Source organism: Pseudomonas mosselii (assembly GCF_005796105.1).
Taxonomy (GTDB): Bacteria; Pseudomonadota; Gammaproteobacteria; order Pseudomonadales; family Pseudomonadaceae; genus Aquipseudomonas; species Aquipseudomonas mosselii_C.
This window is the reverse complement of the sequence record NZ_VAUO01000001.1, coordinates 454913-478065: the sequence shown is the minus strand read 5'-3', so window position 1 is coordinate 478065 and position 23153 is coordinate 454913. Positions and strand designations below refer to the sequence as shown.

At 61.8% G+C, this 23153-nt stretch carries 27 protein-coding genes and 1 pseudogene; 19 read left to right on the top strand and 9 right to left on the bottom strand.

Going from position 1 to position 23153, the window contains the following annotated elements; all coding sequences use genetic code 11:
• Positions 1–52 precede the first annotated feature (52 nt).
• From FEM01_RS02255 to FEM01_RS02225, 7 genes are all read left to right on the top strand, one after another.
• Positions 53–1108 (top strand): 3-deoxy-7-phosphoheptulonate synthase, encoded by a 1056-nt coding sequence (locus FEM01_RS02255; protein WP_138217653.1) that lies wholly within the window; start codon positions 53–55, stop codon positions 1106–1108.
• A gap of 80 nt (positions 1109–1188) precedes the next feature.
• Positions 1189–1470 carry a peptidylprolyl isomerase gene (locus tag FEM01_RS02250; RefSeq protein ID WP_054884552.1) on the top strand — a complete coding sequence of 94 codons (282 nt, stop codon included), beginning with the start codon at positions 1189–1191 and terminating at the stop codon, positions 1468–1470.
• A gap of 13 nt (positions 1471–1483) precedes the next feature.
• Positions 1484–3409 (top strand): extracellular solute-binding protein, encoded by a 1926-nt coding sequence (locus FEM01_RS02245; protein ID WP_138217652.1) that lies wholly within the window; start codon positions 1484–1486, stop codon positions 3407–3409.
• Positions 3406–4464: a microcin C ABC transporter permease YejB gene (locus FEM01_RS02240; RefSeq protein ID WP_138217651.1), complete on the top strand. Its 1059-nt coding sequence runs from the start codon at positions 3406–3408 to the stop codon at positions 4462–4464. The genes FEM01_RS02245 and FEM01_RS02240 overlap by 4 nt, the downstream gene beginning before the upstream one ends.
• Positions 4464–5480 (top strand): ABC transporter permease, encoded by a 1017-nt coding sequence (locus tag FEM01_RS02235; RefSeq protein WP_138217650.1) that lies wholly within the window; start codon positions 4464–4466, stop codon positions 5478–5480. Before FEM01_RS02240 ends, FEM01_RS02235 begins: the two co-directional genes overlap by 1 nt.
• Positions 5481–5532: 52 nt before the next feature.
• Complete coding sequence (hbdH, locus tag FEM01_RS02230) at positions 5533–6303, top strand: 3-hydroxybutyrate dehydrogenase (RefSeq protein WP_138217649.1); 771 nt, start codon at positions 5533–5535, stop codon at positions 6301–6303.
• Positions 6304–6361: 58 nt separating this feature from the next.
• Positions 6362–6637: a peptidylprolyl isomerase gene (locus FEM01_RS02225; protein ID WP_133323846.1), complete on the top strand. Its 276-nt coding sequence runs from the start codon at positions 6362–6364 to the stop codon at positions 6635–6637.
• 121 nt (positions 6638–6758) lie between these two features.
• On the opposite strand, the gene FEM01_RS02220 is transcribed toward FEM01_RS02225, so the two are convergent.
• Positions 6759–7382: a LysE family translocator gene (locus FEM01_RS02220; protein WP_138217648.1), complete on the bottom strand. Its 624-nt coding sequence runs from the start codon at positions 7380–7382 to the stop codon at positions 6759–6761.
• Positions 7383–7503: 121 nt separating this feature from the next.
• On the opposite strand from FEM01_RS02220, the gene FEM01_RS02215 reads away from it, so the two are divergent.
• Both FEM01_RS02215 and FEM01_RS02210 read left to right on the top strand, forming a co-directional pair.
• Positions 7504–8307: an AraC family transcriptional regulator gene (locus FEM01_RS02215; protein ID WP_138217647.1), complete on the top strand. Its 804-nt coding sequence runs from the start codon at positions 7504–7506 to the stop codon at positions 8305–8307.
• Positions 8308–8392: 85 nt separating this feature from the next.
• The gene (locus FEM01_RS02210) at positions 8393–9007 is read left to right on the top strand and encodes a LysE family translocator (protein ID WP_138217646.1); all 615 of its coding nucleotides are present in this window, start codon (positions 8393–8395) and stop codon (positions 9005–9007) included.
• On the opposite strand, the gene FEM01_RS02205 is transcribed toward FEM01_RS02210, so the two are convergent.
• Positions 8985–9680: a metallophosphoesterase gene (locus FEM01_RS02205; protein ID WP_138217645.1), complete on the bottom strand. Its 696-nt coding sequence runs from the start codon at positions 9678–9680 to the stop codon at positions 8985–8987. The genes FEM01_RS02210 and FEM01_RS02205 overlap by 23 nt on opposite strands.
• Before the next feature lie 85 nt (positions 9681–9765).
• The gene (locus FEM01_RS02200) at positions 9766–10275 is read right to left on the bottom strand and encodes a DUF2867 domain-containing protein (protein WP_138217644.1); all 510 of its coding nucleotides are present in this window, start codon (positions 10273–10275) and stop codon (positions 9766–9768) included.
• Between the two features lie 97 nt (positions 10276–10372).
• Between FEM01_RS02200 and FEM01_RS02195 the strand changes: the two genes are divergently transcribed.
• Both FEM01_RS02195 and FEM01_RS02190 read left to right on the top strand, forming a co-directional pair.
• Positions 10373–11116: a carbon-nitrogen hydrolase family protein gene (locus FEM01_RS02195; RefSeq protein ID WP_138217643.1), complete on the top strand. Its 744-nt coding sequence runs from the start codon at positions 10373–10375 to the stop codon at positions 11114–11116.
• Positions 11113–11355 carry a hypothetical protein gene (locus FEM01_RS02190; protein ID WP_138217642.1) on the top strand — a complete coding sequence of 81 codons (243 nt, stop codon included), beginning with the start codon at positions 11113–11115 and terminating at the stop codon, positions 11353–11355. The genes FEM01_RS02195 and FEM01_RS02190 overlap by 4 nt, the downstream gene beginning before the upstream one ends.
• On the opposite strand, the gene FEM01_RS02185 is transcribed toward FEM01_RS02190, so the two are convergent.
• Together FEM01_RS02185 and FEM01_RS02180 are read right to left on the bottom strand one after the other, a co-directional pair.
• Entirely contained in the window at positions 11352–11852 is a 501-nt protein-coding gene (locus FEM01_RS02185) for a methylated-DNA--[protein]-cysteine S-methyltransferase (RefSeq protein WP_138217641.1), read from the bottom strand. The genes FEM01_RS02190 and FEM01_RS02185 overlap by 4 nt on opposite strands.
• A gap of 181 nt (positions 11853–12033) precedes the next feature.
• Positions 12034–12399 (bottom strand): hypothetical protein, encoded by a 366-nt coding sequence (locus FEM01_RS02180; protein WP_240791699.1) that lies wholly within the window; start codon positions 12397–12399, stop codon positions 12034–12036.
• A gap of 394 nt (positions 12400–12793) precedes the next feature.
• Between FEM01_RS02180 and FEM01_RS24335 the strand changes: the two are divergent.
• A pseudogene (locus FEM01_RS24335) lies at positions 12794–12921 on the top strand (site-specific integrase); the annotation flags it as partial.
• Between the two features lie 99 nt (positions 12922–13020).
• Here the strand turns inward: FEM01_RS24335 and FEM01_RS02170 are convergent.
• Positions 13021–13497, bottom strand: a complete 477-nt coding sequence (locus tag FEM01_RS02170; RefSeq protein WP_138217640.1) for a hypothetical protein — start codon at positions 13495–13497, stop codon at positions 13021–13023.
• A 659-nt stretch (positions 13498–14156) separates the two neighbouring features.
• Between FEM01_RS02170 and FEM01_RS02165 the strand changes: the two genes are divergently transcribed.
• Entirely contained in the window at positions 14157–14489 is a 333-nt protein-coding gene (locus FEM01_RS02165; protein ID WP_240791698.1) for a hypothetical protein, read from the top strand.
• Between the two features lie 128 nt (positions 14490–14617).
• Here the strand turns inward: FEM01_RS02165 and FEM01_RS02160 are convergent, their stop codons facing one another.
• Positions 14618–15268 (bottom strand): hypothetical protein, encoded by a 651-nt coding sequence (locus FEM01_RS02160; RefSeq protein WP_138217639.1) that lies wholly within the window; start codon positions 15266–15268, stop codon positions 14618–14620.
• Positions 15269–15724: 456 nt separating this feature from the next.
• Between FEM01_RS02160 and FEM01_RS24130 the strand changes: the two genes are divergently transcribed.
• The 5 genes from FEM01_RS24130 (at position 15725) to FEM01_RS02140 (ending at position 19980) form a co-directional block, all read left to right on the top strand.
• Positions 15725–15895, top strand: coding sequence for a hypothetical protein (locus tag FEM01_RS24130; protein ID WP_171030888.1), 171 nt, complete (start codon positions 15725–15727; stop codon positions 15893–15895).
• Positions 15896–16273: 378 nt separating this feature from the next.
• A complete protein-coding gene (locus FEM01_RS02155) occupies positions 16274–16456 on the top strand; it encodes a hypothetical protein (protein WP_240791718.1) in 183 nt (60 codons plus the stop codon).
• 129 nt (positions 16457–16585) lie between these two features.
• Positions 16586–17005 (top strand): tyrosine-type recombinase/integrase, encoded by a 420-nt coding sequence (locus FEM01_RS02150; protein WP_138217638.1) that lies wholly within the window; start codon positions 16586–16588, stop codon positions 17003–17005.
• Between the two features lie 32 nt (positions 17006–17037).
• A complete protein-coding gene (locus tag FEM01_RS02145; protein WP_138217637.1) occupies positions 17038–18624 on the top strand; it encodes an ABC-F family ATPase in 1587 nt (528 codons plus the stop codon).
• Positions 18625–18798: 174 nt separating this feature from the next.
• Complete coding sequence (locus FEM01_RS02140) at positions 18799–19980, top strand: MFS transporter (RefSeq protein WP_138217636.1); 1182 nt, start codon at positions 18799–18801, stop codon at positions 19978–19980.
• Here the strand turns inward: FEM01_RS02140 and FEM01_RS02135 are convergent.
• Both FEM01_RS02135 and FEM01_RS02130 read right to left on the bottom strand, forming a co-directional pair.
• A complete protein-coding gene (locus FEM01_RS02135; protein ID WP_138217635.1) occupies positions 19939–20988 on the bottom strand; it encodes an alpha/beta hydrolase family protein in 1050 nt (349 codons plus the stop codon). The genes FEM01_RS02140 and FEM01_RS02135 overlap by 42 nt on opposite strands.
• 132 nt (positions 20989–21120) lie before the next feature.
• Positions 21121–21732, bottom strand: a complete 612-nt coding sequence (locus FEM01_RS02130) for an FMN-dependent NADH-azoreductase (RefSeq protein ID WP_138217634.1) — start codon at positions 21730–21732, stop codon at positions 21121–21123.
• A gap of 455 nt (positions 21733–22187) precedes the next feature.
• Between FEM01_RS02130 and FEM01_RS02125 the strand changes: the two genes are divergently transcribed.
• Positions 22188–23111: a LysR substrate-binding domain-containing protein gene (locus FEM01_RS02125; protein ID WP_138217633.1), complete on the top strand. Its 924-nt coding sequence runs from the start codon at positions 22188–22190 to the stop codon at positions 23109–23111.
• Positions 23112–23153: the final 42 nt, after the last annotated feature.

Genomic DNA, 23153 nt, shown 5'->3' with positions numbered 1-23153 from the left:
ATAGGGCCGACCACGCGGGTCAGTACCCGCCGTCCGCCCAGGGAAAAAAGCCATGCACGCCTCGAACCTCGCCCTGACCCAGCCACAAGCCGCCAACACCACCGTCAGCAAGCGCCTGCCCAGCCCGCACCTGCTCAAGCAGCAGATGCCGATGTCTAACGAACTCACTCAGCAAGTCCACACACACCGCCAAGCGATCCGCGCGATCCTCGAAGGTCGCGACGAACGCCTGCTGGTGGTGGTCGGTCCGTGCTCGATCCACGACCCGCGCTCGGCCCTGGAGTATGCCGATCGGCTGGCCACCCTCAGCCGCCACGTCAGCGACAAGCTGCTGCTGGTGATGCGCGCCTACGTGGAAAAGCCCCGCACCACGGTGGGCTGGAAAGGCCTGGCCTACGATCCGCACCTCGATGGCAGCGACGACATGCACGCAGGCATCGCCCTGTCGCGGGGCTTGATGCTGAGCATGCTCGAGCGCGGCCTGCCGATTGCCACAGAACTGCTGCAACCGATGGTGGCCGGCTACTTCGACGACCTGCTGGGCTGGGCAGCCATCGGCGCACGCACCACCGAGTCGCAGGTACACCGCGAAATGGTCAGCGGACTGGAACTGCCGGTAGGCTTCAAGAATGGCACCGACGGTGGCGTCGGCATCGCCTGCGATGCCATGCGCAGCGCAGCCCACCCGCACCGCCACTTCGGCATGGACGCCCAGGGCTACCCGGCGATCATCGAGACCCTGGGCAACCCGGACACCCACCTGGTACTACGTGGCGGGCACAAAGGCCCGAACTACGACGCCCAAAGCGTCGCCATGGCACGCCAGGGGCTGGCCAAGGCGGGGCTGGCGGCACGGATCATGGTCGATTGCAGCCACGCCAACAGCGGCAAGGACCCGGCCCGTCAACCGGCCGTCTTCGAAGACGTGCTGCAGCAACGCCTGGCCGGTGACCGCTCGTTGGTAGGCGTGATGCTCGAAGGCCACCTGTTCGACGGCTGCCAGGCCCTGGGCAAAGGTGCGTTGAAATACGGCGTGTCGATCACCGATGGCTGCCTGGGCTGGGACTCGACCGAGCAGATGCTGCGTCAGGCAGCCGAACGCTTGTAGGATCAATCAGCAAGCCTTGCGAGACATGCCCCAGACAAGTGCGCTAGGCTTGCTGTTTTTCACCTCAAGGAGCAGTTTCCATGGCCCGTGCTACCGCCCGCCACATCCTGGTTGCCACCGAAGACAAGTGCAACGAACTCAAAGCCCAGATCGAAGCGGGTGCCGACTTCGCCGAAATCGCCAAAGCCAACTCCACCTGCCCGTCCAGCCGCCAGGGCGGTGACCTGGGCTCGTTCGGCCCAGGCCAAATGGTCAAGGAATTCGACACCGTGGTGTTCAGCGCCCCGGTCAACACCGTGCAAGGTCCGGTTAAAACCCAGTTCGGCTACCACCTGCTCGAAGTGACCAGCCGTCAGGACTAAGCCTTCGCAGCCGATGAAGCCCCCTGTGGGAGCGGGCTTGCCCGCGAATACGTGCGGCACGACCGCAACCTCGCTTGAGCGGACGTTTTCGCGAGCGAGCCCGCTCCCACGGGTTTTCGGCTGTATCGCCCTGCTGTGCCTGGCGCTGCAAGCCCAGGCTGCGCCGAGCCATGCCCTCACCGTCTACGGCGAAGCGCCGCGCTACCCCGTCAACTTTCGCCACTTCGACTACGTCAACCCAGATGCCCCGAAGGGCGGTAGCTTACGCCGCTCGGCCACCGACATTGGCCAGTTCGACCATATCCTGCCCTACATCGACAAGGGCACCGGTGTTTCTGAAATCGATGGCCTGCTGTATGCCCCATTGGCCGTACGCGCGTTCGATGAGCCCTACACCGTCTACGGCCTGATCGCCCGGACGATGGAGCGCGGCCCGGACGACGCCTGGCTGCGTTTCGAGATCGACCCGCGCGCCACCTTCGCCGATGGCAGGCCGGTACGCGCCGAGGATGTACGCTTTACCTTCGAGCTACTGATGCGCAAGGGCAGCCTCAAGTACCGCACGCTGTTCGCCGATGTCAGTGGGGTCAGCGTAGAGGGGCCGCGACGAATACGCTTCGATTTTCGCCAGCCCCATGGCCGCACCCTGGCGCTGGACCTGGCCAGCTTGCCGGTGTTGCCCGAACACGATTGGCAGCAGCGTGACTTCGCCAGCGGCGCAGGCTTCGACAAGCCGGTCGGCAGCGGCCCCTACCGCATCAGCCGGATCGACAACGGGCGCAGCATCACCTTCGAACGTGACGCACAGTGGTGGGCACGAGACTTGCCCGTCAGCCGTGGTCGCTACAACTTCCAGCGCCTGCGCCTTGAGTATTTCGGCGACACCGAGGTGGCACGCCAGGTGCTCAAGGGCGGCGGCTACGACTACAACCGCGAGTATTCCGCCACCGCCTACACCCTGGGCTATAACGGCGCGCAACTGGATGACGGTCGCCTGCAACGTGCCCATCTTGGCCCGGCCAAGCCACAAGTGGCCCAGGGCTTCGTGTTCAACCTCGACCGGCCATTGTTCAAGGATCGCCGGATACGCCAGGCGCTCGGCCTGCTGTGGGACTTCGAATGGAGCAACCGGCAGATGATGCGCAATATGTACATCCGCCAGCAGAGCCTGTTCTCCAACACCCCACTGGCGGCCCGCGCACTCCCCGATGCCAGTGAACTCAAGCTGCTCGAACCGCTGCGGGGCCAGGTTCCAGACGAAGTCTTCAACCGCGTCTTCACGGCGCCCGTCACCGATGGATCCGGGATCATCCGCACCCAACAGTTACAGGCACTGGCCTTGCTCCAGGCTGCTGGCTGGCACCCAGCAGGCGACCGGCTGGTGAACGCCGAGGGCGAGCCTTTGAGCTTCACCTTCCTCAACGGCCAGTCGGGTATGGAGCGTCTGCTGCTACCGTGGAAGCGCAATCTTGCGCAGATCGGCGTCGAGCTGAATATCCGCAACGTCGATGCGGCCCAATACATCAATCGGATCATGGCCCGCGACTACGACATGATCGTCACCGGCTACAACGTGAGCCTGTCGCCGGGCAGTGAGCTGTACAACTATTTCGGTTCGGCCGCCGCCCACGATCCGGGCTCGAACAACCTGATGGTGCTACAGGACCCGGCCGTGGACCGCTTGCTCGATGGCCTGGTGCGCGCCGACACCCAGGCCGACATGCTGCGCCACGCCCATGCGCTGGACCGGGTGCTGCAATGGAACTACTACTGGATTCCCAACTACTACCCGCCAGGCAGCTCGACAGTATGGTGGAACCGCTTTGGTCGGCCCAAGGCACAAGCCGCTTATGACGAAGGCCTGGATACCTGGTGGGAGGTCAGCCCGACAGCGTTGACCTCGGATCAGATGCGCGCGCTCAAGGACGCTGCACCATGACCGGCTACATCCTGCGACGCCTGCTGTTGATCATCCCCACGCTGCTGGCGATCCTGCTGGTCAATTTCGTCATCGTCCAGGCCGCGCCCGGTGGCCCAGTGGAACAGGCAGTGGCACGCCTGCAAGGCATCGGCGGCGGTGCGCCTGGCGCCAAGGTCGAAGCGTTGCAGGGTCAGTCGCGCGCCACCCGTGGCCTGGATCCCAAACTGATCGAGGAGATCAAGCACCAGTACGGCTTCGACAAGTCCGCGCCCGAGCGCCTGTGGCTAATGCTTGGGCAGTACGCACGGCTGGACTTCGGCCAGAGCTTCTTCCGTGGCGCCAAGGTCACCGAGCTGATCCTGGACAAACTGCCCGTGACGCTATCATTGGGTTTCTGGGCGACCCTGATCACCTACCTGGTGTCGATCCCGCTGGGTATCCGCAAGGCGGTCCATCACGGCAGCCGCTTCGATGCCTGGAGCAGCGCGCTGATCGTGATTGGCTATGCCCTGCCCTCGTTCCTGTTCGCCTTGCTGCTGATCGTGCTGTTCGCCGGTGGCACCTCGCTCAACTGGTTCCCGGTACGTGGGTTGGTGTCGGACGATTTCGACCAGCTCAGCTTGCTGGGCAAGATCACCGACTATTTCTGGCACCTGGTACTACCGGTCGGAGCCCTGGTCATTGGCGGTTTCGCCACCCTCACGCTGCTGACCAAGAACGCGTTTCTCGATGAGATCACCCGCCAGTACGTGGTCACCGCCAAGGCCAAGGGCCTTAGCCAGCGTCGGGTGCTATACGGGCACGTGATGCGCAACGCCATGCTGCTGGTGGTGGCAGGGCTGCCACAGGCACTGATCACGGTGTTCTTCGCAGGCTCGCTGCTGATCGAGGTGATCTTCTCCCTCGACGGGCTGGGGCGCATGAGCTACGAGGCAGCGGTGTCACGGGACTATCCGGTGGTGTTCGGCACGCTGTTCATCTTCACCTTGGCGGGGCTGCTGATCCGCCTGCTGGGCGATCTGTGCTACACCCTGCTGGACCCTCGCATCGACTTCGACGCGAGGGCTCACTGATGCTTTCACCCGTGGCGCGTCGGCGCCTGCAGCGCTTTCGTGACAACCGCCGCGGCTGGATTTCGCTGTGGCTGTTCGCCGGTTTGTTGCTGCTCAGCCTCGGCGCGGAACTGGTGGCCAACGACAAGCCGCTGCTGCTGGTGTACAAGGGCGAGCTGTACACCCCGGCGCTCAAGCGCTACACCGAGCAGCAGTTTGGCGGACAACTGCCCTTCCAGCCGGACTACCGCAGCCAGTACGTACGCCAACTGATTGAAGGCCAGGGCGGCTGGATGCTGTTCGCGCCCATTCCATTCAGTGCCGACACGCCCAATTACGATTTGCAGGTGCCCACCCCAAGTCCACCCAGCGCAAGCAACTGGCTGGGCACCGATGACCAAGGGCGCGACGTGCTGGCGCGGGTGCTATATGGCACCCGCACGTCATTGTTGTTCGCCTTCGCCCTGACTGCGCTCAGCGTGCTGATCGGCCTGGTCGCCGGCGCCTTGCAGGGATACCACGGGGGTTGGGTCGACCTGCTTGGCCAGCGGTTGCTGGAGGTGTGGTCGGGCCTGCCCGTGCTGTACCTGTTGATCATCCTCTCCGGCTTCGTCGAGCCAAGCTTCTGGTGGCTGTTGGGAATCATGGCGTTGTTCTCGTGGCTGACTCTGGTGGATGTGGTACGCGCCGAGTTTCTGCGCGGGCGCAACCTGGAGTACGTCAAGGCCGCGCGGGCGCTGGGGTTGCGCGATGGGCAGGTGATGCTGCGGCACATCCTGCCCAATGCCATGAACGCCACCCTGACCTTCGTGCCGTTCATGCTTACCGGGGCAATCACCACCCTCACCGCCCTGGACTTTCTGGGCTTCGGCCTGCCGGCCGGCAGTGCTTCGCTGGGCGAACTGGTAACCCAGGGCAAGCAGCATCTGGAGGCGCCATGGCTGGGCTTTACCGCGTTTTTCGCCCTGGCGCTGATCCTCTCGTTGCTGGTATTCATTGGCGAGGCACTGCGCGAGGCGTTCGACCCCAGAAGGTGAATCACTGCTCCCCCGTTGTAGATGGCAACATCAATCGATCAAGGAGAACTGCATGACCCTCTCAGGCAAGACCGCACTGGTCACCGGCTCCACCAGCGGCATCGGTTTGGGTATCGCCCAGGTACTGGCCAAGGCCGGGGCGAATATCCTGCTCAACGGCTTCGGCGACCCGGGCCCGGCCATCGCCACGCTCAAGGCAAGTGGCGTGAGGGTGCTGCATCACCCGGCCGACTTGTCCGACGTGGCGCAGATCGAGCAAATGTTCAGTTTGGCCGAGCGTGAGTTCGGCGCTGTGGACATACTGGTCAACAACGCCGGCATCCAGCATGTGGCACCGGTTGAGCAGTTTCCGGTCGAGGCCTGGGACAAGATCATCGCGCTGAACCTCTCGGCGGTGTTCCATGGCAGTCGCCTGGCGTTGCCGGGCATGCGCACCCGTGGCTGGGGACGGATCGTCAACATTGCCTCGGTGCACGGCCTGGTGGGCTCCACCGGCAAGGCCGCTTACGTGGCTGCCAAGCATGGCGTGGTTGGCCTGACCAAGGTGATCGGGCTGGAGACCGCTACCAGCAATGTAACCTGTAATGCCATCTGCCCAGGCTGGGTGCTGACGCCGCTGGTGCAGAAGCAGATCGACGACCGCGCCGCCGTGAGTGGCGATCTGGTCCAGGCCCAGCACGACCTGCTGGCCGAAAAACAGCCGTCGCTGGCTTTCGTCACCCCGCAACACCTAGGTGAACTGGTGCTGTTTCTGTGCAGTGAGGCCGGCAGCCAGGTACGCGGCGCGGCGTGGAACGTCGATGGCGGTTGGCTGGCGCAGTAGCGCGGGCTACGCGATCAGGCATAATGGAGACCTTTTTGCCCCGAAACACAGGTACTCCATGAAAGCTCAAGCCCGCCACATCCTGGTCAAGACCGCTGAAGAAGCCGAAAAGCTCAAGCAGCGTATCGCCAATGGCGAGGCCTTCGACGTGCTGGCGAAAAAGTTTTCCACCTGCCCCTCGGGCAAACGCGGTGGCGACCTGGGCGAAGTACGCCCAGGCCAAATGGTCGGCGCCATCGACCAGGTGATTTTCAAAAAGCCGCTGCGGGTAGTACACGGGCCGATCAAGAGCAAGTTCGGCTATCACCTGGTACAGACGTTCTATCGCGACTAAGACGCATGTCCAAGGCTCCGGCTGCCGGACAATCCAGCGTCCAGCTTTCAGGTGACAGCGTGGGCGCTTACTGGGCGCGAGCAGCGCACCCGTGGCGTCAACCCCGGTTGCTCTGGCAGTTCTAGCGCCGTGCAGCCAGCAGCCCCAGGCCTGCACACCCCAGCAACGAGGCGCTCACCCGGTTGAACACCCGCCGTGGCCCAGGACGTTCGAACCAGCGCTGAAGATAGGCGCCCAAACCTGCATAGATGGCAATCGCAGCCCACTCCAGCAGCAGGAACAGCGCGCCCAGCCAGAGGAACTGTTCACTGACGGGCGTGGCGCTGTTCATGGAAACGAACTGCGGTAAAAAAGCGGTGAACAGCAAAATCGCTTTCGGGTTGCCCGCCGCCACCCAGAATTCCTGACGCGCCAACCGCCAAGTACTACGCGGCTGCTCATCCGTCGCCAACACCGCATCCACCGGCGCACGCCACAGCTGCCAGGCGATGTAGAACAGGTAGCCGGCGCCCAGCACCTTGATCGTCAGGAACAGGTACTCGCTGGTGTGCAGCACCACGGCGAGCCCCATCGCGGCCAGGGCGATCATGCCGCTGAACGCCAGCAAACGACCGCCACCAGCGACGCAGGCAGTGCGCAAGCCATAGCGGCTGGCATTGTGCAGCGACAACAGGTTGTTCGGCCCTGGCGCCATGTTCAGGGCGAAGCAGGCGGGGATGAACAGTAGCAGGCTCGACAGGTCCATTCTGACTCTCCTTGAAAGGACACCAGCGTCGCGCCTGGCCCTCGGAGGCGTCAAGCACAGTGGCGCAGCGATTGACCGCAACAGTAGACTGGCGCTTCCCCTGACTGCACAGGCGTTTGCCATGCCCCCTTCGAGCCAGGCGATCTGGCATGACCCGGCCCTGCCGCATGTCGAGAGCCGCCGCGCCTGCCACAGCCGTGCCTGCTACAAGGCCCACAGCCATCCCACCTTCTCCATCGGTGTGGTGGACGCAGGCTACAGCCGCTTCACCGGCACTGGCGCCGGCGAAACCCGGCTAACGCCCGGTACGCTGGTGCTGGTGCCGGCACAGCGGATGCATGCCTGCAACCCGGAACCCGGGCAGGCCTGGAGCTACCAGATGCTGCATGTGGATGCCGGTTGGCTGCAACGGCTGCGCCAGGAGTCGGGGATCGATGCAGGCGCACCAGGATCACCGGCGCGGGTGACCCGCTCGTCAAGGCTGTATCGGCAGTTCTGCACGCTCAATGCCACGTTGTTCTCGCCGGCTTCACCCCAGGAAAAAGATGCAGCCCTGGTGGCGTTTCTCTGTGAGCATGACTTTTCAGCGCTGGCGACGCTTCCCCAGGCCCCGGCGCTGTCCTGCTCGATGCTCGACGACTTGCTGGACCACGTGCACGGCCAGGACTTGGCCGGGCTTAGCCTGGACAGCCTGGCGGCACAGGCCGGGCTCGGGCGCTATCAGCTGATCCGCGCCTTTGCCGCCGCCACTGGTTTCACGCCGCATGCCTACTTGCTCAATGCCAGGATTAATCAGGCACGACAGCTTCTGCGCCAGGGCCAGCCACTGGCAGCGGTGGCTTACCAACTGGGCTTTGCCGACCAAAGCCATTTCCAGCGGGTGTTCAAAGCCCATGCTGGTGTGCCCCCCGGCGTCTACCGCTAATGTCGCAGCTGGCCTGCAATATTGTTCAATACCCCGCGATATCCAGGCGCCAGACTGCCGGCTCCCCCCACCAGAAGCCTGCACCATGGAACAATTCCTGATCATCGCTGCCGCCCACTTCCTCGCCCTGCTCTCACCTGGCCCTGATTTCTTCCTGGTCGCCCGCACCTCAGCCACTGCCGGCTGGCGGGTAGCCAGCGGTGCTTGCCTGGGTATCGCGCTGGCCAACGGGGTGTTTATCGGCGCCGCTTTCGCAGGTGTTTCAAGCCTTCAGGACGCCAGCGCGGTGTTCATCGCGTTGCAATTGGCCGGCTGCATCTACCTGCTGTATATCGGCCAGTTGTTTCTGCGCCATGCCGGCTCCAGCCGCTTGGCAACCGCCAGCGCCCAACCGACAGCTGCGGGTTGGCTGCAAAGCCTGGGAATGGGCTTTGCCTCAGGTATCCTCAACCCGAAGAACGCGTTGTTCTATGCAAGCCTGGCGAGCCTGGTGGCGGCTAGCGCAGCGTGGCTGAAGGTACTCTACGGCGCCTGGATGTTCACGGCGGTGCTGGCTTGGGACCTGCTGGTAGCCTTGGCGATTGGTAACCGACAGGTCCTGCGCCGCTTCGGCCTGGCGTTGCCGTGGCTCGAACGCGCCTCGGGTGTGCTGTTGATCGTGCTCGCTGGCGCCATGCTCATACGCTTGGCGCTGGGCTGAGTAGCTTCAGCGAGGCGAGCTCCAGCACACTGAAGTGGCCGCTGCGCCAGCCCCCGGTGTCCAGGTGCCAGACATTGCCCAATACCTGAACGTCAAGTACCGGCGTATGCCCCACCAGCAACGCGCGCAGCCCTTCGACAGGATGGTGGTCGCCCTCCTTGAGCCTGCGCCTGGACCACTGGCACACCTCGCGAACCTGCGGCTCATCGTCGTACAACAGGCTATCGCGCAGCAACGTCCAGTCATTGAACGGGCTGTCGGCATGCAGCAACCCCACAGGCCCCGCCGCCGTTTGAACTTCGAGCGCGATGGGCAGGTTCAGGAACGCTTCGACGAAGGCTTCCTGCTGTGCCTTGGGTAGTGCCAGGAACCAGCCGCCACCGGCTGCCCGATACATGTCTAGGTCCACCCGCCCACCACGCAGATGGCTGATGGCAAGCGCCTCGTGGTTGCCTTGCACCGCATGGAACCAGGGTTGCGCCAGCCACTCCAGCGCGTGCGGGCTGTACGGACCGCGGTCGACCAAATCGCCAACGCTGAACACACGGTCCACTGAAGGATCGAAATTCACGCGGTCCAGGCACTGGCGCAGGCGTTCGAAATGCCCGTGAATATCCCCCACAGCCAGGTCGCGCCCACGGGTATTGGCGGCTATGCGCCGATAACGGCTCATTGCATCGTTCCTCTGCGGCAGTGCCGATACAGTGGAGTTTTACAAAGCATGGCACAGGTTGCAGTACCCGGCGGCAGTCCTGCGCTTATCCGCGTAGCTGGCGCAAGGCGATTGGCGCGATGAGCCGGTGAAAGGGCGCCACCGGCAGCATGTAAAGACGCCCCAGCAGGTTGTGAGTGCGCACGACCGTGCTCACCAGCACCTGGCAATGCCCTTCGGCAGCCGGACGCAACAGCAAAGCGATGTGCACATCCAGGTGGCGATCGCGATCCACCAAAAGCACCTCGTCCTGGGTATTGACCAGCAAGGTCCAGATACCCACCCGTTCACCGCTCCGATAGCTGGCCGCTGCGCGTGCAGGGTCGATGGCGCTCAGGCGCCCGAGATCCTTTAGCCCGAACAGCCCGACCAAACGGTTACGCAGCACCATCAGCGTATCTATCCACCCCGGCATGCGTCCCATCAGCCGCAGAAAATGCGCCATGGCGGGCTGGCCGGTGTCGGGCAAGGTGATTGCCCGGCAGTGACGAAAACTGGCTTGGGCGGCGTGAGTCGCGATCAGCGAGTCAGCGGGGATGCTTGCGGCGTGAGTCATGTAGGGTTCCGTCCATGGAATCTGCGCCTTGCGACTGGTGAAGGCGTGGGCTGCGATTGTATGCTCAAGTACCCCTCGCACACCAAGGACGGGACCTGTGAAACTCTGCGCCTTACAGCTGGCCTCGCGCAAAGGCGACCTGGCTGGCAACCTGCAACGTCACCTGCACGCCATCGAACAGGCCGCCGCCCTGGGCGCAGAGCTGCTTGTATTCCCCGAGCTGTCCCTGAGTGGCTACGAGCCCACCCTCGCCCGCCAGCTTGCGATGGCTCCCGACGCCGCGCTGCTGGCCCCCTTGCAGACACTGTGCGACCGCCTGGGTGTGAGCGCTGCCATCGGCGTGCCGCTGACCGCACCAGCTGGCGGCGTGCGGATCGGCATGCTGGTACTGCGCCCCCTGCAAGCGCCGCTGAGCTACGCCAAGCAACGGCTGCACGCTGACGAGCTGGACTTCTTCGTCCCAGGCGATCAGCCGCTGGTGTTCAGCTCGGGGCCGCTGCAACTGGCCCCGGCCATCTGCTATGAATCGATGTTCATCGAGCACGCCGAAAACGCCCAGGCACTCGGCGCGCAGTTGTACCTGGTGAGCGTCGCCAAGACGGCCAAGGGCATCCGCGAAGGCTTCGAGCACTATCCCCACGTGGCCCGCACGCTAGGCATGCCGGTGCTGATGGTGAATGGCGTAGGGCCCGCAGACACGTTCGTCAATGCTGGCGAGTCAGCGGCCTGGGATGGCCAAGGCAACCTGCTGGCCAGCCTGGACGCCACTGCCGAGGGGCTATTGCTGCTCGACACCCACGCTGCCAGCGCCGTGGCACATCCGCTTAGGCTGGCGCCATGAAATACGTGATGGTGGTCCTAGGCGGTTACTCCCTCACCTATTACCTGGTGGGATTGCTGATTCGCGGACAATTGGCAGACATCGCCGAAGGCCTGCGTCATCGCCCCGATGCGCCAACACCTGGCCAATACCGGCGCGAGGTCGAAGCCCACGCGCAGCGCGCGCATCGGCACTACAGCCTGTTCGCAGGCAGTGTGCTGGTTGCCGTACTGGTGGCGCTCTGCGCCTGGCTTGGCTAGAACGCCAGCGCCAGGCTCTGGCGGCCTTCCAACGCCAACAGGAACTGCTTGGCCGGCAGCCCGCCGGCAAAACCGGTCAGGCTGCCCGAGGCGCCGATTACCCTGTGGCAGGGGGCGATGATCGAGATCGGGTTGCGTCCGTTGGCCGCGCCCACCGCCCGCACCGCATCGGGATTGCCGATCTGCCGCGCGATATCGCTGTAGCTGCGGGTCTGACCAAACGGAATGGTCAGCAATGCCGCCCACACCTGGCGCTGAAAGTCGGTGCCGGCAAAGTCCAATGGCAGGTCGAACTGCCTGCGCTGGCCCACGAAATACTCGCTCAGTTGCCGCGCCGTCTCGCGCAGTACCCCGTGCTGGTCATCGCGATGCAGTTGGCCCAGGCGTACACGGTTTTCCCGTTCGTGCTCCCACAGCACCGCAGCGAGGCAGTCGCCGCGTGCGACCAAGGTCAGGGTGCCAACCGGCGACTGCATGAAGGTAAAGGCGCAAGACATGCCAGGCTCCGCAACGGGTATCGAATGGCGCACTGTACGCAGCCTGCGCCGATGGCGCATCCGCTTTCTTGCGTTCAGGCGCCTGCGGCGTCACGTCAACGTGCCAGCAGCGCTGGGCGCTTTCTACACAGTCCATGCCCATCGGCTTGCCGTCCGCATCAGCTGCCAGACGGACGCGCAGTCAGGTCCTGGCGCAAACCGACGCTGCATCGAGCAGTCGGCCGTGGTCATACCACGCATCGCGCTGGTAAGCCGAGTACTGCTGCAGATGGCCTGCCCCAAAGATCTGCACCAGGCCATCGGCCTTGTTCGGGTCAGTGCTGGTGACGAACAGCTCCAATGCGTTGTGGTCCTGGACCGTATAGGTGGTAGCGTGGGTAGGCAGCTCGCTTTTCACGCAGCCCAAGTAATCTGCCGGGCTTCTGGCGGTGGTCCCGAAGGTGTTGTCATGCCCCTGGCGGATATCGGGATCATGGGCGCAACCAACCAGCAGACCCGCAGCAATGGCTAGCAGCATCGGGTTCATCCGTTTCAGCACACGATACATTTGAGCCTCCAAACACCCCCATCAGGAAAACCGGACAGTGACAGACCCGCACAACCTTTTTAGTAGTTTGCTTACGATTCAAGCGTAGCCCTCGGCAAGTGTCGCCGCATGCCGCTGGTCAGCCACACAGCCGGAATATCGCAAACAGGCGCCTAATTACCCTGCGCGTCTCGCTCAAGACACGTGTCGAGGTATCCGCCATGAAACACCTATGCAAACTCGCACAACAACGCCGCAGGCAGCTGCATGTGCATATGCCGCCCAGTGGGTTGACGGCTGTAACCTGTAGCGTGCCCTGCGACAGACATATATCGCTCTGCCGGCAACCCTCGCCCACGCCGGGTGAGCCAGGCGCTGCATATCCGGCCTCCCCCCGCCTACGCCGTCCAACCGTTTGAGGTCCAGATACCGTCCCCCGTATAACTGCCGCCACACCTATGCCACAATATGCCCAATGTCTGGTCTCAACCCGCATTCATCGCCCAACAGCTCGGGCATAGCGTGCAGATACGCTCATCGACTACAGTTATCCATCTGTAGAAATTTTCTACGCATATTGCGTCAGTCCATCACAGATGCAAAAAGCCCAGCGCGGGGCCGGGCTAAAACGGGAGCTATCCGTCAAGGAGCTTTCGACGTGCACTTAGGCGTGCCAGCCAGCGCAAGACTCTTGGCTGGTTTGACTGTTCTATATGCCGTTGCCAATGTTGCAATCGCCTCAGCGGTCTCTTTGATAGCAGGCGTTGACTCCGTCGAGACCTTCGACAGGGTGCCATTAGAGTTCAATTCAACACCAAACTTTGAAGTCTCAAAAAAACCCGCATCGTAATAGACGTAATTCGAAACTTTCGATACTACAAGCTTGGTCTCGTATCCCTCCACCTGCTCGCAATCTTTGCCAGCGATATCTCCGGCTATCCTGATAGCCTTTCCATCCGCGCCAAGAATTCGATCGTAGACGTAGGGCTGGGATACTTCTTTCATCGTGTAAAAAGGAACACCTTTGCAGGGGCTCTCGGTGCAAGAGGTATAGGTGAAAATTTTTCCTGAGCATCCTGCCAGCGCCGCCCCGGCTGCGACTAATGTAATCCATTTCATAACTAGTACCTGCTCCTAAATGGCGATGTGCCACTCCAAGCTTAGCCCGCTTTGGTAATTGAGCTATCTATTGGTCGCTTTCAGACTCTGCCCAACTCACAGCGATGGCTGTCCGCCCATCCACCCTGGACAGAAAGCCAGCGAAGCGCTGTCTAGATTCTACGATCTGGACTCGATGCCTCTTGCATTCGGCGGAGAAGATCCTCGTATAGTTTTGTCGAAACACCCTGATTGCGCGCCAGCTTTTCGAGACTCGGCTCAACGTGCCGAAGATAGAGACGGCATTTCTTCTCATTGAATGTGTCCACGGTGGCATGAACATCCTCTGCTAGAGCAGCCGCACCCCGAAGGCAAAGTTCAAAGTGCTCCCGTTGCCTCATCAGGAAGTCCAACAGAGCAGCAACCTCAGGCAATCCGGCAGGGAATCGATACCTCACATCCCTGATCAGGGATTCGTCTTCCCTATTGAACTTGTGCCATTCCGAATCACTGCAACGGTCAAGGCGTAAAGTGGCACCACACTGCATGCGCGCTATTCACCGTACAGCAGAAGCGCATCGACTACGGCTATGCGAAGGCCAATGGTTTCAAGGTAATCGTCAACTGCCTGAGGCTGCGCGCTCAGGAATCGCCGGGGCGGGCAAAGCGCGTTCAGCCGCATGGGCATCAGCAACAGCGTGCACACCTGGTACGAGTGGTTGCGGGTGCACGACCTGTCGACGGCCGAGGTGTTCAGCATCATTAAGGGCGATGGCCAGGAGCCGCACTACGCATACGAGTTCGGTAACGATCGACTGAGCTGCGTCTTCTGCCTGTTCGGGAGCAAAGGCGACCTGCGGAACGGCCGGCGACATTACACCGAGCTGCTGCAGCAGTACGCCGCCATGGAACAGCATACCGGCTACACGATGCACATGAGCCGTATTCCTCTGGTCGAGCTGACCACCCGCGATGAAGCCAACGAATCTCAGCTCAGCCTATTCAGCAACTGACTCGCCTCACTCCGATATGCGCCACTGTGACGAGGCGGCGTCATAAATTCCACCGAGATCCCCGCCGTTAAAATGGACTGAACACCCGTTACAGCGCCTTTTACAGCAGTCGCGCTCCACTCGTTTAGTCAAATGTTGCTTTTATTCTTGAAAAGCCTCACGAAGAGGAAGCGTTTGTTAACACCCAGGTCACTTTTCATGTCCGCCCATGCTCGCTCAAGCTCTTGCCTGAGGAGGGTCTGCAATGCCCTTGCGTTATTTAGCGCAGCTTCTTTACTGTGGCCGAACTTTAATCCAGTAACGGTATCCACCGCGAGCTTTGTAGCATTCCGAAGCTCAACGGAAGTCTTATCCTCCCTACTTAGTAGTAGATCTATCTTAGCTCTTAACTGCGAAGCCCTTGCACACTTATCAATGTACTCCTGACTCGGATTATACCCCTTAATTTGAGTGTTCACGTTAGCCATATAAACCAAGAGCTGTGTAAGCTCAGCCCCTGTTTCACGCAAGTCTGACATCCAGTGATGTCTAAAGTTAGCGATGTTCCCCTGGATCTGGTTTTTCTGCACCCCTATAGTCATCCATGCAACAACCAATGCAACAACCACACCTGCGGCAGCCGGAACGGCGGTTGCCCAGTCCGTATCGGAATCTATATGTAAAAAAACAGGGGCCTCTTTTACCCCAACCTCTATAGCGCCAAGCTTCTGAGAATGCAGAACTGAACCCTCATATTTGGCATCTTTTGGATCTAATTTGAAATTTTCAGGCAGTGTCATGATGTCTAAATCCGGTGACCAAATTCATCGCTTTGGGGGCCAAAGAGCGGGGCTGGCGGCCCCGCCGCATTTTGAAGCAATATTACACGAGCCGTGCAGCGACAGTTGAGAGCCTGAAGGTCTGGGCCCCGAGTGATCCTTGATGGATCTTCCCTACTGCTGACGGGCTATATGCGCAGCAAGGGAATCGAATTAACGCTGCAGTAGACCCTGCAGATGCATAGTTGAAGGATGCAACCTGCGGGCTTGCAGGATCGCAGACGCATCTCCCCAACGCTAATCCCCAAAAGCTTGAGCAAAGCTTCCCAGGCATCACGTTCTAATGTCTAAGCGCCAGAAAGCACGAGTCAGTCGCTGACCGCAAACAGCACATTTGCACTCCATCTCGCTGTAACCCCTCTCTCCTCTATTCACTGCCGCGATATGGCGGCCACCCGCTTCGATGTGCCAGAGGGCGTGAGTATCGATCTGATCCGCCACCGGGCGCTGCCAGTGCTCGGAGAAGACGACGAAGGCACCGATGCAGTCGGTGTTCTCCAGAGCACTGCCTTGAACATGGTCTTCATGGGTGCCGCGGATGCGCGATCGATGAGCGTAGAGCACCAGATCACCGAAGGCGCTGACTGAAAACCAACCTGCCGCCACCGGCGGCGTGGAGACCAATATGCACTCAAAAAGGAAGAAGCCAGGCGATGAACACGCCGGGCAGGAACAAGCCTTTGCCCAAGAAATAGACAAGGTAACAGAGGAAAATATGGCCGAATTGCTGGTAATTACGCTACGAGCGGTTCAGACCTGGCGCAAGCGCGGGAAAATCCCTAAGGGGTCTGGAACAAGAACGGCCGCAACATCACGTATGGCAGATGGAGATATGAGGAATGGCTCGAAAGCCTGTGGGTCTGCCCCCTGGAATTGAAATCCGAGGAGACTCGCTTCGAATCCGTTTCACTTTAGAACGGTGAGCGCCGCGGGAAAACCCTCGCCCATCCCACTACCGCGCAGGGCATCCGCGCAGCCAGCCGTGTACGTGATCAAGTAGTAAAACTGATTCGCCACGGCCTGCTGGACGACGAGAAGTATGCCGAGCTATTCCCGGGCTGGGAGGTGGCTCGTCGGAGGACGAAGTCAATCCCCAGCCTGGGCGCCTACACCCAGATGTGGCTGGATAGTCGCCACATCTGGGTGTAGGCGCCCGCAACAACTACAAGAGCGTATTCAACATCTACTGGATGCCATACCTCGGCCTACGCCGGATAGACATGATCAAGCTTCGTCAACCGTGTGCCTCAGGAATGTACAAGAGCCAAGCATCATCGAGTGGTCCTGTTAAACGAGCGCGCATTGAACGCCATCAACCAGGCCCAGCGATTGGCTACCCTTCGTCGCATGGCGTCTAAGTCGGCTCACCCAACTAGCCCCTTCGTGTTCCAACCTAGCAAAGGTAGGCTGTGGATCAACGAGCCAAGTGTTACAATCCGCCACTTCAAATCGGCGCTGAAGGCGCTGAACATCCGTGAACGCCGTCAGTACGACACCCGCCACACCTACGCAACCATGTGCCTGATGTCTGGGATGAACCCTGCGTTCATCGCGAGCCAGCTCGGCCACAGCGTCGAGATGTTGCTATCTACCTACGCGAAATGGATCAGCTCCTCCTCGGACTGGAGGGAGCTGGAGAAGCTGCCGCCCCGAGTCGAATTGGCCCAAAATTGGCCCAAAACTGACGAGAGGGCCTAAATACACCTCTGGAACCCCCGCAGGACAAGCACTTGATTTCTACCGCTAACATCACCATGCAGTTCGGCTCCAAGCCGCTGTTCGAGAACGTCTCGGTCAAATTCAACAACGGCAACCGCTATGGCCTGATCGGCGCCAACGGCTGCGGCAAGTCGACCTTCATGAAGATCCTCGGCGGTGACCTGGAGCCGTCCGCAGGCCAGGTGATGCTCGAGCCGAACACCCGCCTGGGCAAGCTGCGCCAGGACCAGTTCGCGTATGAACAATTCACCGTGATCGATACGGTCATCATGGGCCACGAGCAGCTGTGGAAGGTCAAGGCCGAGCGCGACCGCATCTACTCGTTGCCAGAAATGACCGAGGAAGACGGCATGGCCGTCGCCGAGCTGGAAACCGAGTTCGCTGAAATGGACGGCTACACCGCCGAATCCCGCGCCGGTGAACTGCTGCTGGGCCTGGGTATCCCGCTGGAGCAGCACTTCGGTCCGATGAGCGAAGTGGCACCGGGCTGGAAACTGCGCGTGTTGCTGGCCCAGGCGCTGTTCTCGGATCCAGACGTGCTGTTGCTCGACGAGCCGACCAACCACTTGGACATCAACACCATTCGCTGGCTGGAAACGGTCCTGACCGCGCGTAACAGCACCATGGTGATCATTTCCCACGACCGCCACTTCCTCAACAGCGTCTGCACCCACATGGCGGACCTGGATTACGGTGAGCTGCGCGTGTTCCCCGGCAACTACGACGAGTACATGACCGCCGCCACCCAGGCCCGCGAGCAGTTGCTGTCGGACAACGCCAAGAAGAAAGCCCAGATCGCCGAGTTGCAGACCTTCGTCAGCCGCTTCTCGGCCAACGCCTCGAAAGCCAAGCAAGCCACCTCGCGCGCCAAGCAGATCGACAAGATCCAACTGGCCGAGGTCAAGCCTTCGAGCCGCGTGAGCCCGTTCATCCGCTTCGAACAGACTAAAAAGCTGCACCGCCAGGCCGTCACCGTCGAGAAAATGGCCAAGGCGTTCGACGACAAGGTGCTGTTCAAGGACTTCAGCTTCGCGATCGAAGCCGGCGAGCGCGTAGCCATCATCGGCCCCAACGGTATCGGCAAAACCACCCTGCTGCGCACCCTGGTCGGTGAATTGACCCCGGACAAGGGCGAAGTCAAGTGGACCGACAGCGCCGAGGTAGGCTACTACGCCCAGGACCACGCCCACGACTTCGAAGACGACATGACCCTGTTCGACTGGATGGGCCAGTGGACCAGCGGCGAGCAGGTGATCCGCGGGACCCTGGGGCGCATGCTGTTCTCCAACGATGAGATCCTCAAGTCGGTGAAGGTGATTTCCGGTGGTGAGCAAGGCCGCATGCTGTTCGGCAAGCTGACCCTGCAAAAGCCCAACGTACTGGTCATGGACGAACCGACCAACCACTTGGACATGGAGTCGATCGAGGCGCTGAACCTGGCACTGGAGAACTACCCCGGCACCCTGCTGTTCGTCAGCCACGACCGTGAGTTCGTCTCTTCCCTGGCGACCCGCATCATCGAGCTGAGCGCCGATGGCGTGGTGGACTTCAGCGGCACCTACGACGACTACCTGCGCAGCCAGGGCGTGGTGGTCTGATTCGACCCCATCGCGGGGCAAGTTGGCGCAGCCCCGCGCCAACTTGCCCCGCGATCTCTCGTGTGCCGTCCCCTATTGCGATGCCATCCGACGAATAATTCGTTAGCCTGCTTTCATTTATGCCGCACAACGGCCATGATGCCCGTACGCCAACCGCTACCCGCGAACGAGCCCATGACCGCGCCAGAACCTGCTCCAGCCGGCACTGCCGGTATCACCGTGCAAATCCTTTCCATCGTCTTCTACACCTTCATCGCCTTCCTCTGCATCGGTTTGCCGATTGCGGTGCTGCCTGGCCATGTGCACGACCAGCTCGGCTTCGGCGCGGTAATCGCCGGGCTGACCATCGGCCTGCAATACCTGGCAACGCTGCTGAGCCGGCCGTTCGCCGGCCGTGTCGCCGACACCCTGGGGGGTAAGCGGGCGATTCGCTACGGGCTGTATGGTATCGCCGGCTGCGGCGTGCTCACCTTACTGTCGGCCTGGACTCTGACAATGCCCTGGCTGAGCCTGGCGCTGCTGCTCGGCGGGCGCCTGCTATTGGGCATCGCCCAGGGACTGATCGGCGTGGCCACGCTGAGCTGGGGGATCAGCCAGGTAGGACCGGAACACACCGCCCGAGTGATCTCCTGGAACGGCATCGCCTCCTACGGCGCCATCGCGATTGGCGCGCCGGTCGGGGTGTTGCTGGTGGATGCGCTGCATTTCGTGGTGCTCGGCCCAGCACTGCTGATGCTTGCCCTGGCCGCGCTGCGGGTGCTGCGCGCCCGGCCAGACGTGGTGGTGGCTCGCGGCGAGCGCCTGCCGTTCTGGTCAGCGTTCAGCCGCGTGGCCCCCTGCGGGCTGGGACTGACCCTGGCGTCGATTGGTTATGGCACCCTGACCACCTTCGTCACCCTTTACTACCTGGAGCGCGGCTGGACCGGCGCGGCTTTGTGCCTGAGCGCATTCGGCGTGTGCTTCATCGTGTCACGATTGCTGTTCGTCAATGCGGTCAATCGCTTTGGCGGCTACAACGTGGCCATCGCCTGCATGGCAACCGAAGTGCTGGGCCTGACTTTGCTGTGGCTGGCACCTTCGCCGCTGTGGGCGATGCTCGGCGCCGGGCTCACCGGCTTTGGCCTGTCGCTGGTGTATCCGGCGCTCGGAGTAGAGGCAATTCGCCAGGTACCCAGCAGTAGTCGCGGTGCCGGGCTTGGCGCGTATGCGGTGTTCTTCGACCTGGCACTGGCCATTGCAGGCCCGGTAATGGGGGCGATAGCCGTGCACACCGGATATGCCTCGACCTTCGCCGTGGCGGCCCTGCTCGCCCTGTCAGGGGTGGGCCTGACGTTGCTGCTCGCCCGTCGCGGCTGAGCGTTCGGCAGGCTCCGGTGCGCCCAGGGCCTGGCTGAAGAATGCCGAGGTTTCGCTGCGCAGCGAACGGTGGATATAGCGCCGGTCGACGCCATCGGCGTCCTTGCACAGCGCAGGCATGCGCATGTGTTGCTCGTCATCGCAAGGCGCCATGAACACGAAATGCCCGGCGCCCGACAGCAAGCGGTAGTCGGGGGTCACCGGCAGTTTGCGGGCCAAGGCATCGGCGTTGTGCTCAAGGGCCAGCAACTGATCATGGTCGCCGCTGTAGATCAAGGCGGGCACCTGCACACCGGCCAAGGCGTGGCGACCGAACATCAGGCTCAACGGCGCCATCAGCATCACCGCACCGACGCGGGGGTCGGCTCGGGGTGTCAATTCGCTGTGGTCGGCGATCAGCACCCCATGGGTCTTGCAAGCGTCGGCATCGCTGGGGCGCTCTTGACAGTAGCGCCGCAGGCGCTCCAGATCAGGCTGCGCTCCCGACAGGATCAGCGCAGTCTCGCCTCCTGCCGAATACCCGATCACCCCAACCTTGCCGTCGTTCAGGTACGGGGCCAGCAACCTGTCATTGCGCGCAGCGGTGATCGCCGCGCTGATCTGTAGCGGTCGGCCATAGAGGTTGCTGAGGGTGCCCAGACGGCTGTGGTCGCGACTGTTGTCACCGGGATGGATCACCGCTACCACCACGAACCCTTGGCGCGCCAAACCATTGGCCAAGTCATGCAGGGCCATGGGGCTGCCGGTGTTGCCGTGGGAGATCACCAGCAGCGGAAACTGGCCCAGCGCTACTGCACCTTCTTCGGCCACGCGGGTCTGGTAGCCCTCGATCCGCAACGGGTGCGCTTCAGCACTGGAGGGGTAGAACACCAAGGCCTGCATTGGCTTGTTGTCCACCGGATCCGCCAAAGTCAGGCGATGCAGCCCAGCCGTCCAGGATGAAGCCTGAGCATTGGCCAGCAGGCTACCGAACAGCATCAGGGCAAAAAAGTGTTGTAACCGGTTCATGGGAGGCGGCTCCCCCATCAGGCGCACATATGGCACCAGCTTAGAACCGCAGCCGCAGGCTCAACATGAAAAAAGCATGAAAAAAGCCGACTGTCGCCCGAGGCGACAGTCGGCTTTGCACACAGCGGCAGATCAGGCGGCCGCGAACAGCTCGCTGGCGATCTGTGCCTGGGCCGCGTCGATGGCCTTGGCGCGTTGCTCGGGGCCATAGGCCAAGCCATGGGCACGGACGATCTCGATGTCGGTGATACCAATGAAGCCCAGGAACACATTGAGGAAATCCTCGTGCCCAACAGCCGTCGGCTGACCGTGATGCAGACCGCCAGCGGTGGACACCAGAATCACTTTCTTGTCACCGCACAGGCCTTCAGGGCCCGCTTCGGTGTAGCGGAACGTCTTGCCCGCCACGGCTACACGGTCGATCCAGGCCTTGAGCTGGGTCGGCACGCTGAAGTTGTACATCGGCGCACCGATCACAACGGCGTCGGCAGTCAGGAACTCTTCCAGGGTTTCGGCGCTCAGCTTGGCTTCGTGGGCCTGGGCTGCGTCGCGGACCTCTTCCGGGGTGCCAGCAGCCACCAGGGTGGCAGCGGAGAAGTGGCTGATGGCGTCGGCAGCCAGGTCGCGGTAGACCACTTCGATGCTCGGGTCGGCGGCCTTCCAGGCTTCGACCACTTCACGGCTCAGCTGACGGGAGGCGGAATTGTCGCCGAGGATGCTCGAATCGATATGCAACAGTTTCATGTGACTCTCCTGTGATTGAAGACCGCGCCGTAGAGCGATCACGATGACAGGCATCCTACCGATACATCGAATGGCTGATAAGTCGGCAAAAATGCGCTAGTTCGTTCCACTGACAGGACAATTCGACTCGCTCGTCCACAAGAGCGTTGACAAGCGTGCCATGCCCCTGAACGAGTTCATCGAGCAGACCCTTGCCAAGCTCGAATCCGCTACCACGGAAGTACTGGTCGACCGCGTCATCGCGCTGCGCGCCAAGCAGGGCGCGAACGCACATGAATTGACCCACCAGTTCAACCAGTCGCTGGTCATCCGATCCCCGTTGCCTGAATCCCGTTCACCTCAATGGCTGGGATTCTGCCCCCCCGCCTGGACACGGCGGGGTGCGCGGGTACCGGCCGCATCAGGCATAATGCACGCCCCGGCATGCCTTGATTGCCTCCTGAGGTCGTTCGAAAGTGGCTATAGGTGAACCTCGAAATTTGAATGACCTTTTCTATTTCGCGAAGGTCGTAGAAGCGGGTGGTTTTTCTGCGGCAGGTCGTCTGCTGGGCATTCCCAAGTCACGCCTGTCACGGCGTATCGCAGACCTGGAGGAACGGCTGAACGCCCGCCTTCTTCAGCGCACGACCCGTAAATTGCAGCTCACCGCATTAGGTGAGCGTTACTTGCGCCACTGCCAGGCAATGCTGTTGGAAGCAGAGCAAGCCGACGAGGTGGTCGCCAGTGCCACCAACGAGCCGCGGGGCCCGCTGAGGGTCAGTAGCCCGGTCGGCTTGGCCAATCAATTCCTCAATCCCCTGGTGTGTGATTTCCTGACCCGATATCCCAAGGTTCAACTCGATCTGCTCCTGGTCAATCGCCGCGTGGACCTGATCAATGAAGGCATCGATGTAGCGCTGCGTGTTCGCGAAGCCGAAGACGAGGAACCTAACTTGGTGACCAAGCGCTTGCGCGAAGCGCGCACCGAGGTGGTGGCGTGCGCAGATTTCCTCGCTGCTCATCCGGTTTCTCACCCTACGGAGCTGCTGAACCTGCCCCTGCTGGGCGCCTTGGACGCGGATCGGCTGGCTAGACTGCGCTTGTTCAACCAGACCGGCGAGCGTTTCGAGATCGCCATGCCAGCGCGGCTGGGGGTCGAAGACTTCATCATGCGTAAGGAAGCTGCGCAAGCGGGATTGGGCTTCACGGTTTTGCCCTTGATGCATTGTGAAAGCGAGCTTGCCAGCGGCGCACTGGTGCGCATGCTCCCCGATTGGCATTGCGCGCCGGCCTGGCTGCAGGCGGTCTACCCCCACAGACGTGGCGTCTTGCCGGCGGTCAGGGCTTGGCTGGATCATTTGGCACACGCATTCGATCATTGTGGCGACCGCCCCTTGTAGCCTTCAGGGCAGGCCGATCGCTCGTGGCGGCGGGTGCGCAAC

Coding starts and splice junctions, on each gene's coding strand:
- FEM01_RS02255 (WP_138217653.1), top strand. CDS start 53: ATGCACGCCTCGAACCTCGCCCTGACCCAGCCACAAGCCGCCAACACC.
- FEM01_RS02250 (WP_054884552.1), top strand. CDS start 1,189: ATGGCCCGTGCTACCGCCCGCCACATCCTGGTTGCCACCGAAGACAAG.
- FEM01_RS02245 (WP_138217652.1), top strand. CDS start 1,484: ATGAAGCCCCCTGTGGGAGCGGGCTTGCCCGCGAATACGTGCGGCACG.
- FEM01_RS02240 (WP_138217651.1), top strand. CDS start 3,406: ATGACCGGCTACATCCTGCGACGCCTGCTGTTGATCATCCCCACGCTG.
- FEM01_RS02235 (WP_138217650.1), top strand. CDS start 4,464: ATGCTTTCACCCGTGGCGCGTCGGCGCCTGCAGCGCTTTCGTGACAAC.
- hbdH (WP_138217649.1), top strand. CDS start 5,533: ATGACCCTCTCAGGCAAGACCGCACTGGTCACCGGCTCCACCAGCGGC.
- FEM01_RS02225 (WP_133323846.1), top strand. CDS start 6,362: ATGAAAGCTCAAGCCCGCCACATCCTGGTCAAGACCGCTGAAGAAGCC.
- FEM01_RS02220 (WP_138217648.1), bottom strand. CDS start 7,382: ATGGACCTGTCGAGCCTGCTACTGTTCATCCCCGCCTGCTTCGCCCTG.
- FEM01_RS02215 (WP_138217647.1), top strand. CDS start 7,504: ATGCCCCCTTCGAGCCAGGCGATCTGGCATGACCCGGCCCTGCCGCAT.
- FEM01_RS02210 (WP_138217646.1), top strand. CDS start 8,393: ATGGAACAATTCCTGATCATCGCTGCCGCCCACTTCCTCGCCCTGCTC.
- FEM01_RS02205 (WP_138217645.1), bottom strand. CDS start 9,680: ATGAGCCGTTATCGGCGCATAGCCGCCAATACCCGTGGGCGCGACCTG.
- FEM01_RS02200 (WP_138217644.1), bottom strand. CDS start 10,275: ATGACTCACGCCGCAAGCATCCCCGCTGACTCGCTGATCGCGACTCAC.
- FEM01_RS02190 (WP_138217642.1), top strand. CDS start 11,113: ATGAAATACGTGATGGTGGTCCTAGGCGGTTACTCCCTCACCTATTAC.
- FEM01_RS02185 (WP_138217641.1), bottom strand. CDS start 11,852: ATGTCTTGCGCCTTTACCTTCATGCAGTCGCCGGTTGGCACCCTGACC.
- FEM01_RS02180 (WP_240791699.1), bottom strand. CDS start 12,399: ATGTATCGTGTGCTGAAACGGATGAACCCGATGCTGCTAGCCATTGCT.
- FEM01_RS02170 (WP_138217640.1), bottom strand. CDS start 13,497: ATGAAATGGATTACATTAGTCGCAGCCGGGGCGGCGCTGGCAGGATGC.
- FEM01_RS02165 (WP_240791698.1), top strand. CDS start 14,157: ATGGGCATCAGCAACAGCGTGCACACCTGGTACGAGTGGTTGCGGGTG.
- FEM01_RS02160 (WP_138217639.1), bottom strand. CDS start 15,268: ATGACACTGCCTGAAAATTTCAAATTAGATCCAAAAGATGCCAAATAT.
- FEM01_RS02140 (WP_138217636.1), top strand. CDS start 18,799: ATGACCGCGCCAGAACCTGCTCCAGCCGGCACTGCCGGTATCACCGTG.
- FEM01_RS02135 (WP_138217635.1), bottom strand. CDS start 20,988: ATGAACCGGTTACAACACTTTTTTGCCCTGATGCTGTTCGGTAGCCTG.
- FEM01_RS02130 (WP_138217634.1), bottom strand. CDS start 21,732: ATGAAACTGTTGCATATCGATTCGAGCATCCTCGGCGACAATTCCGCC.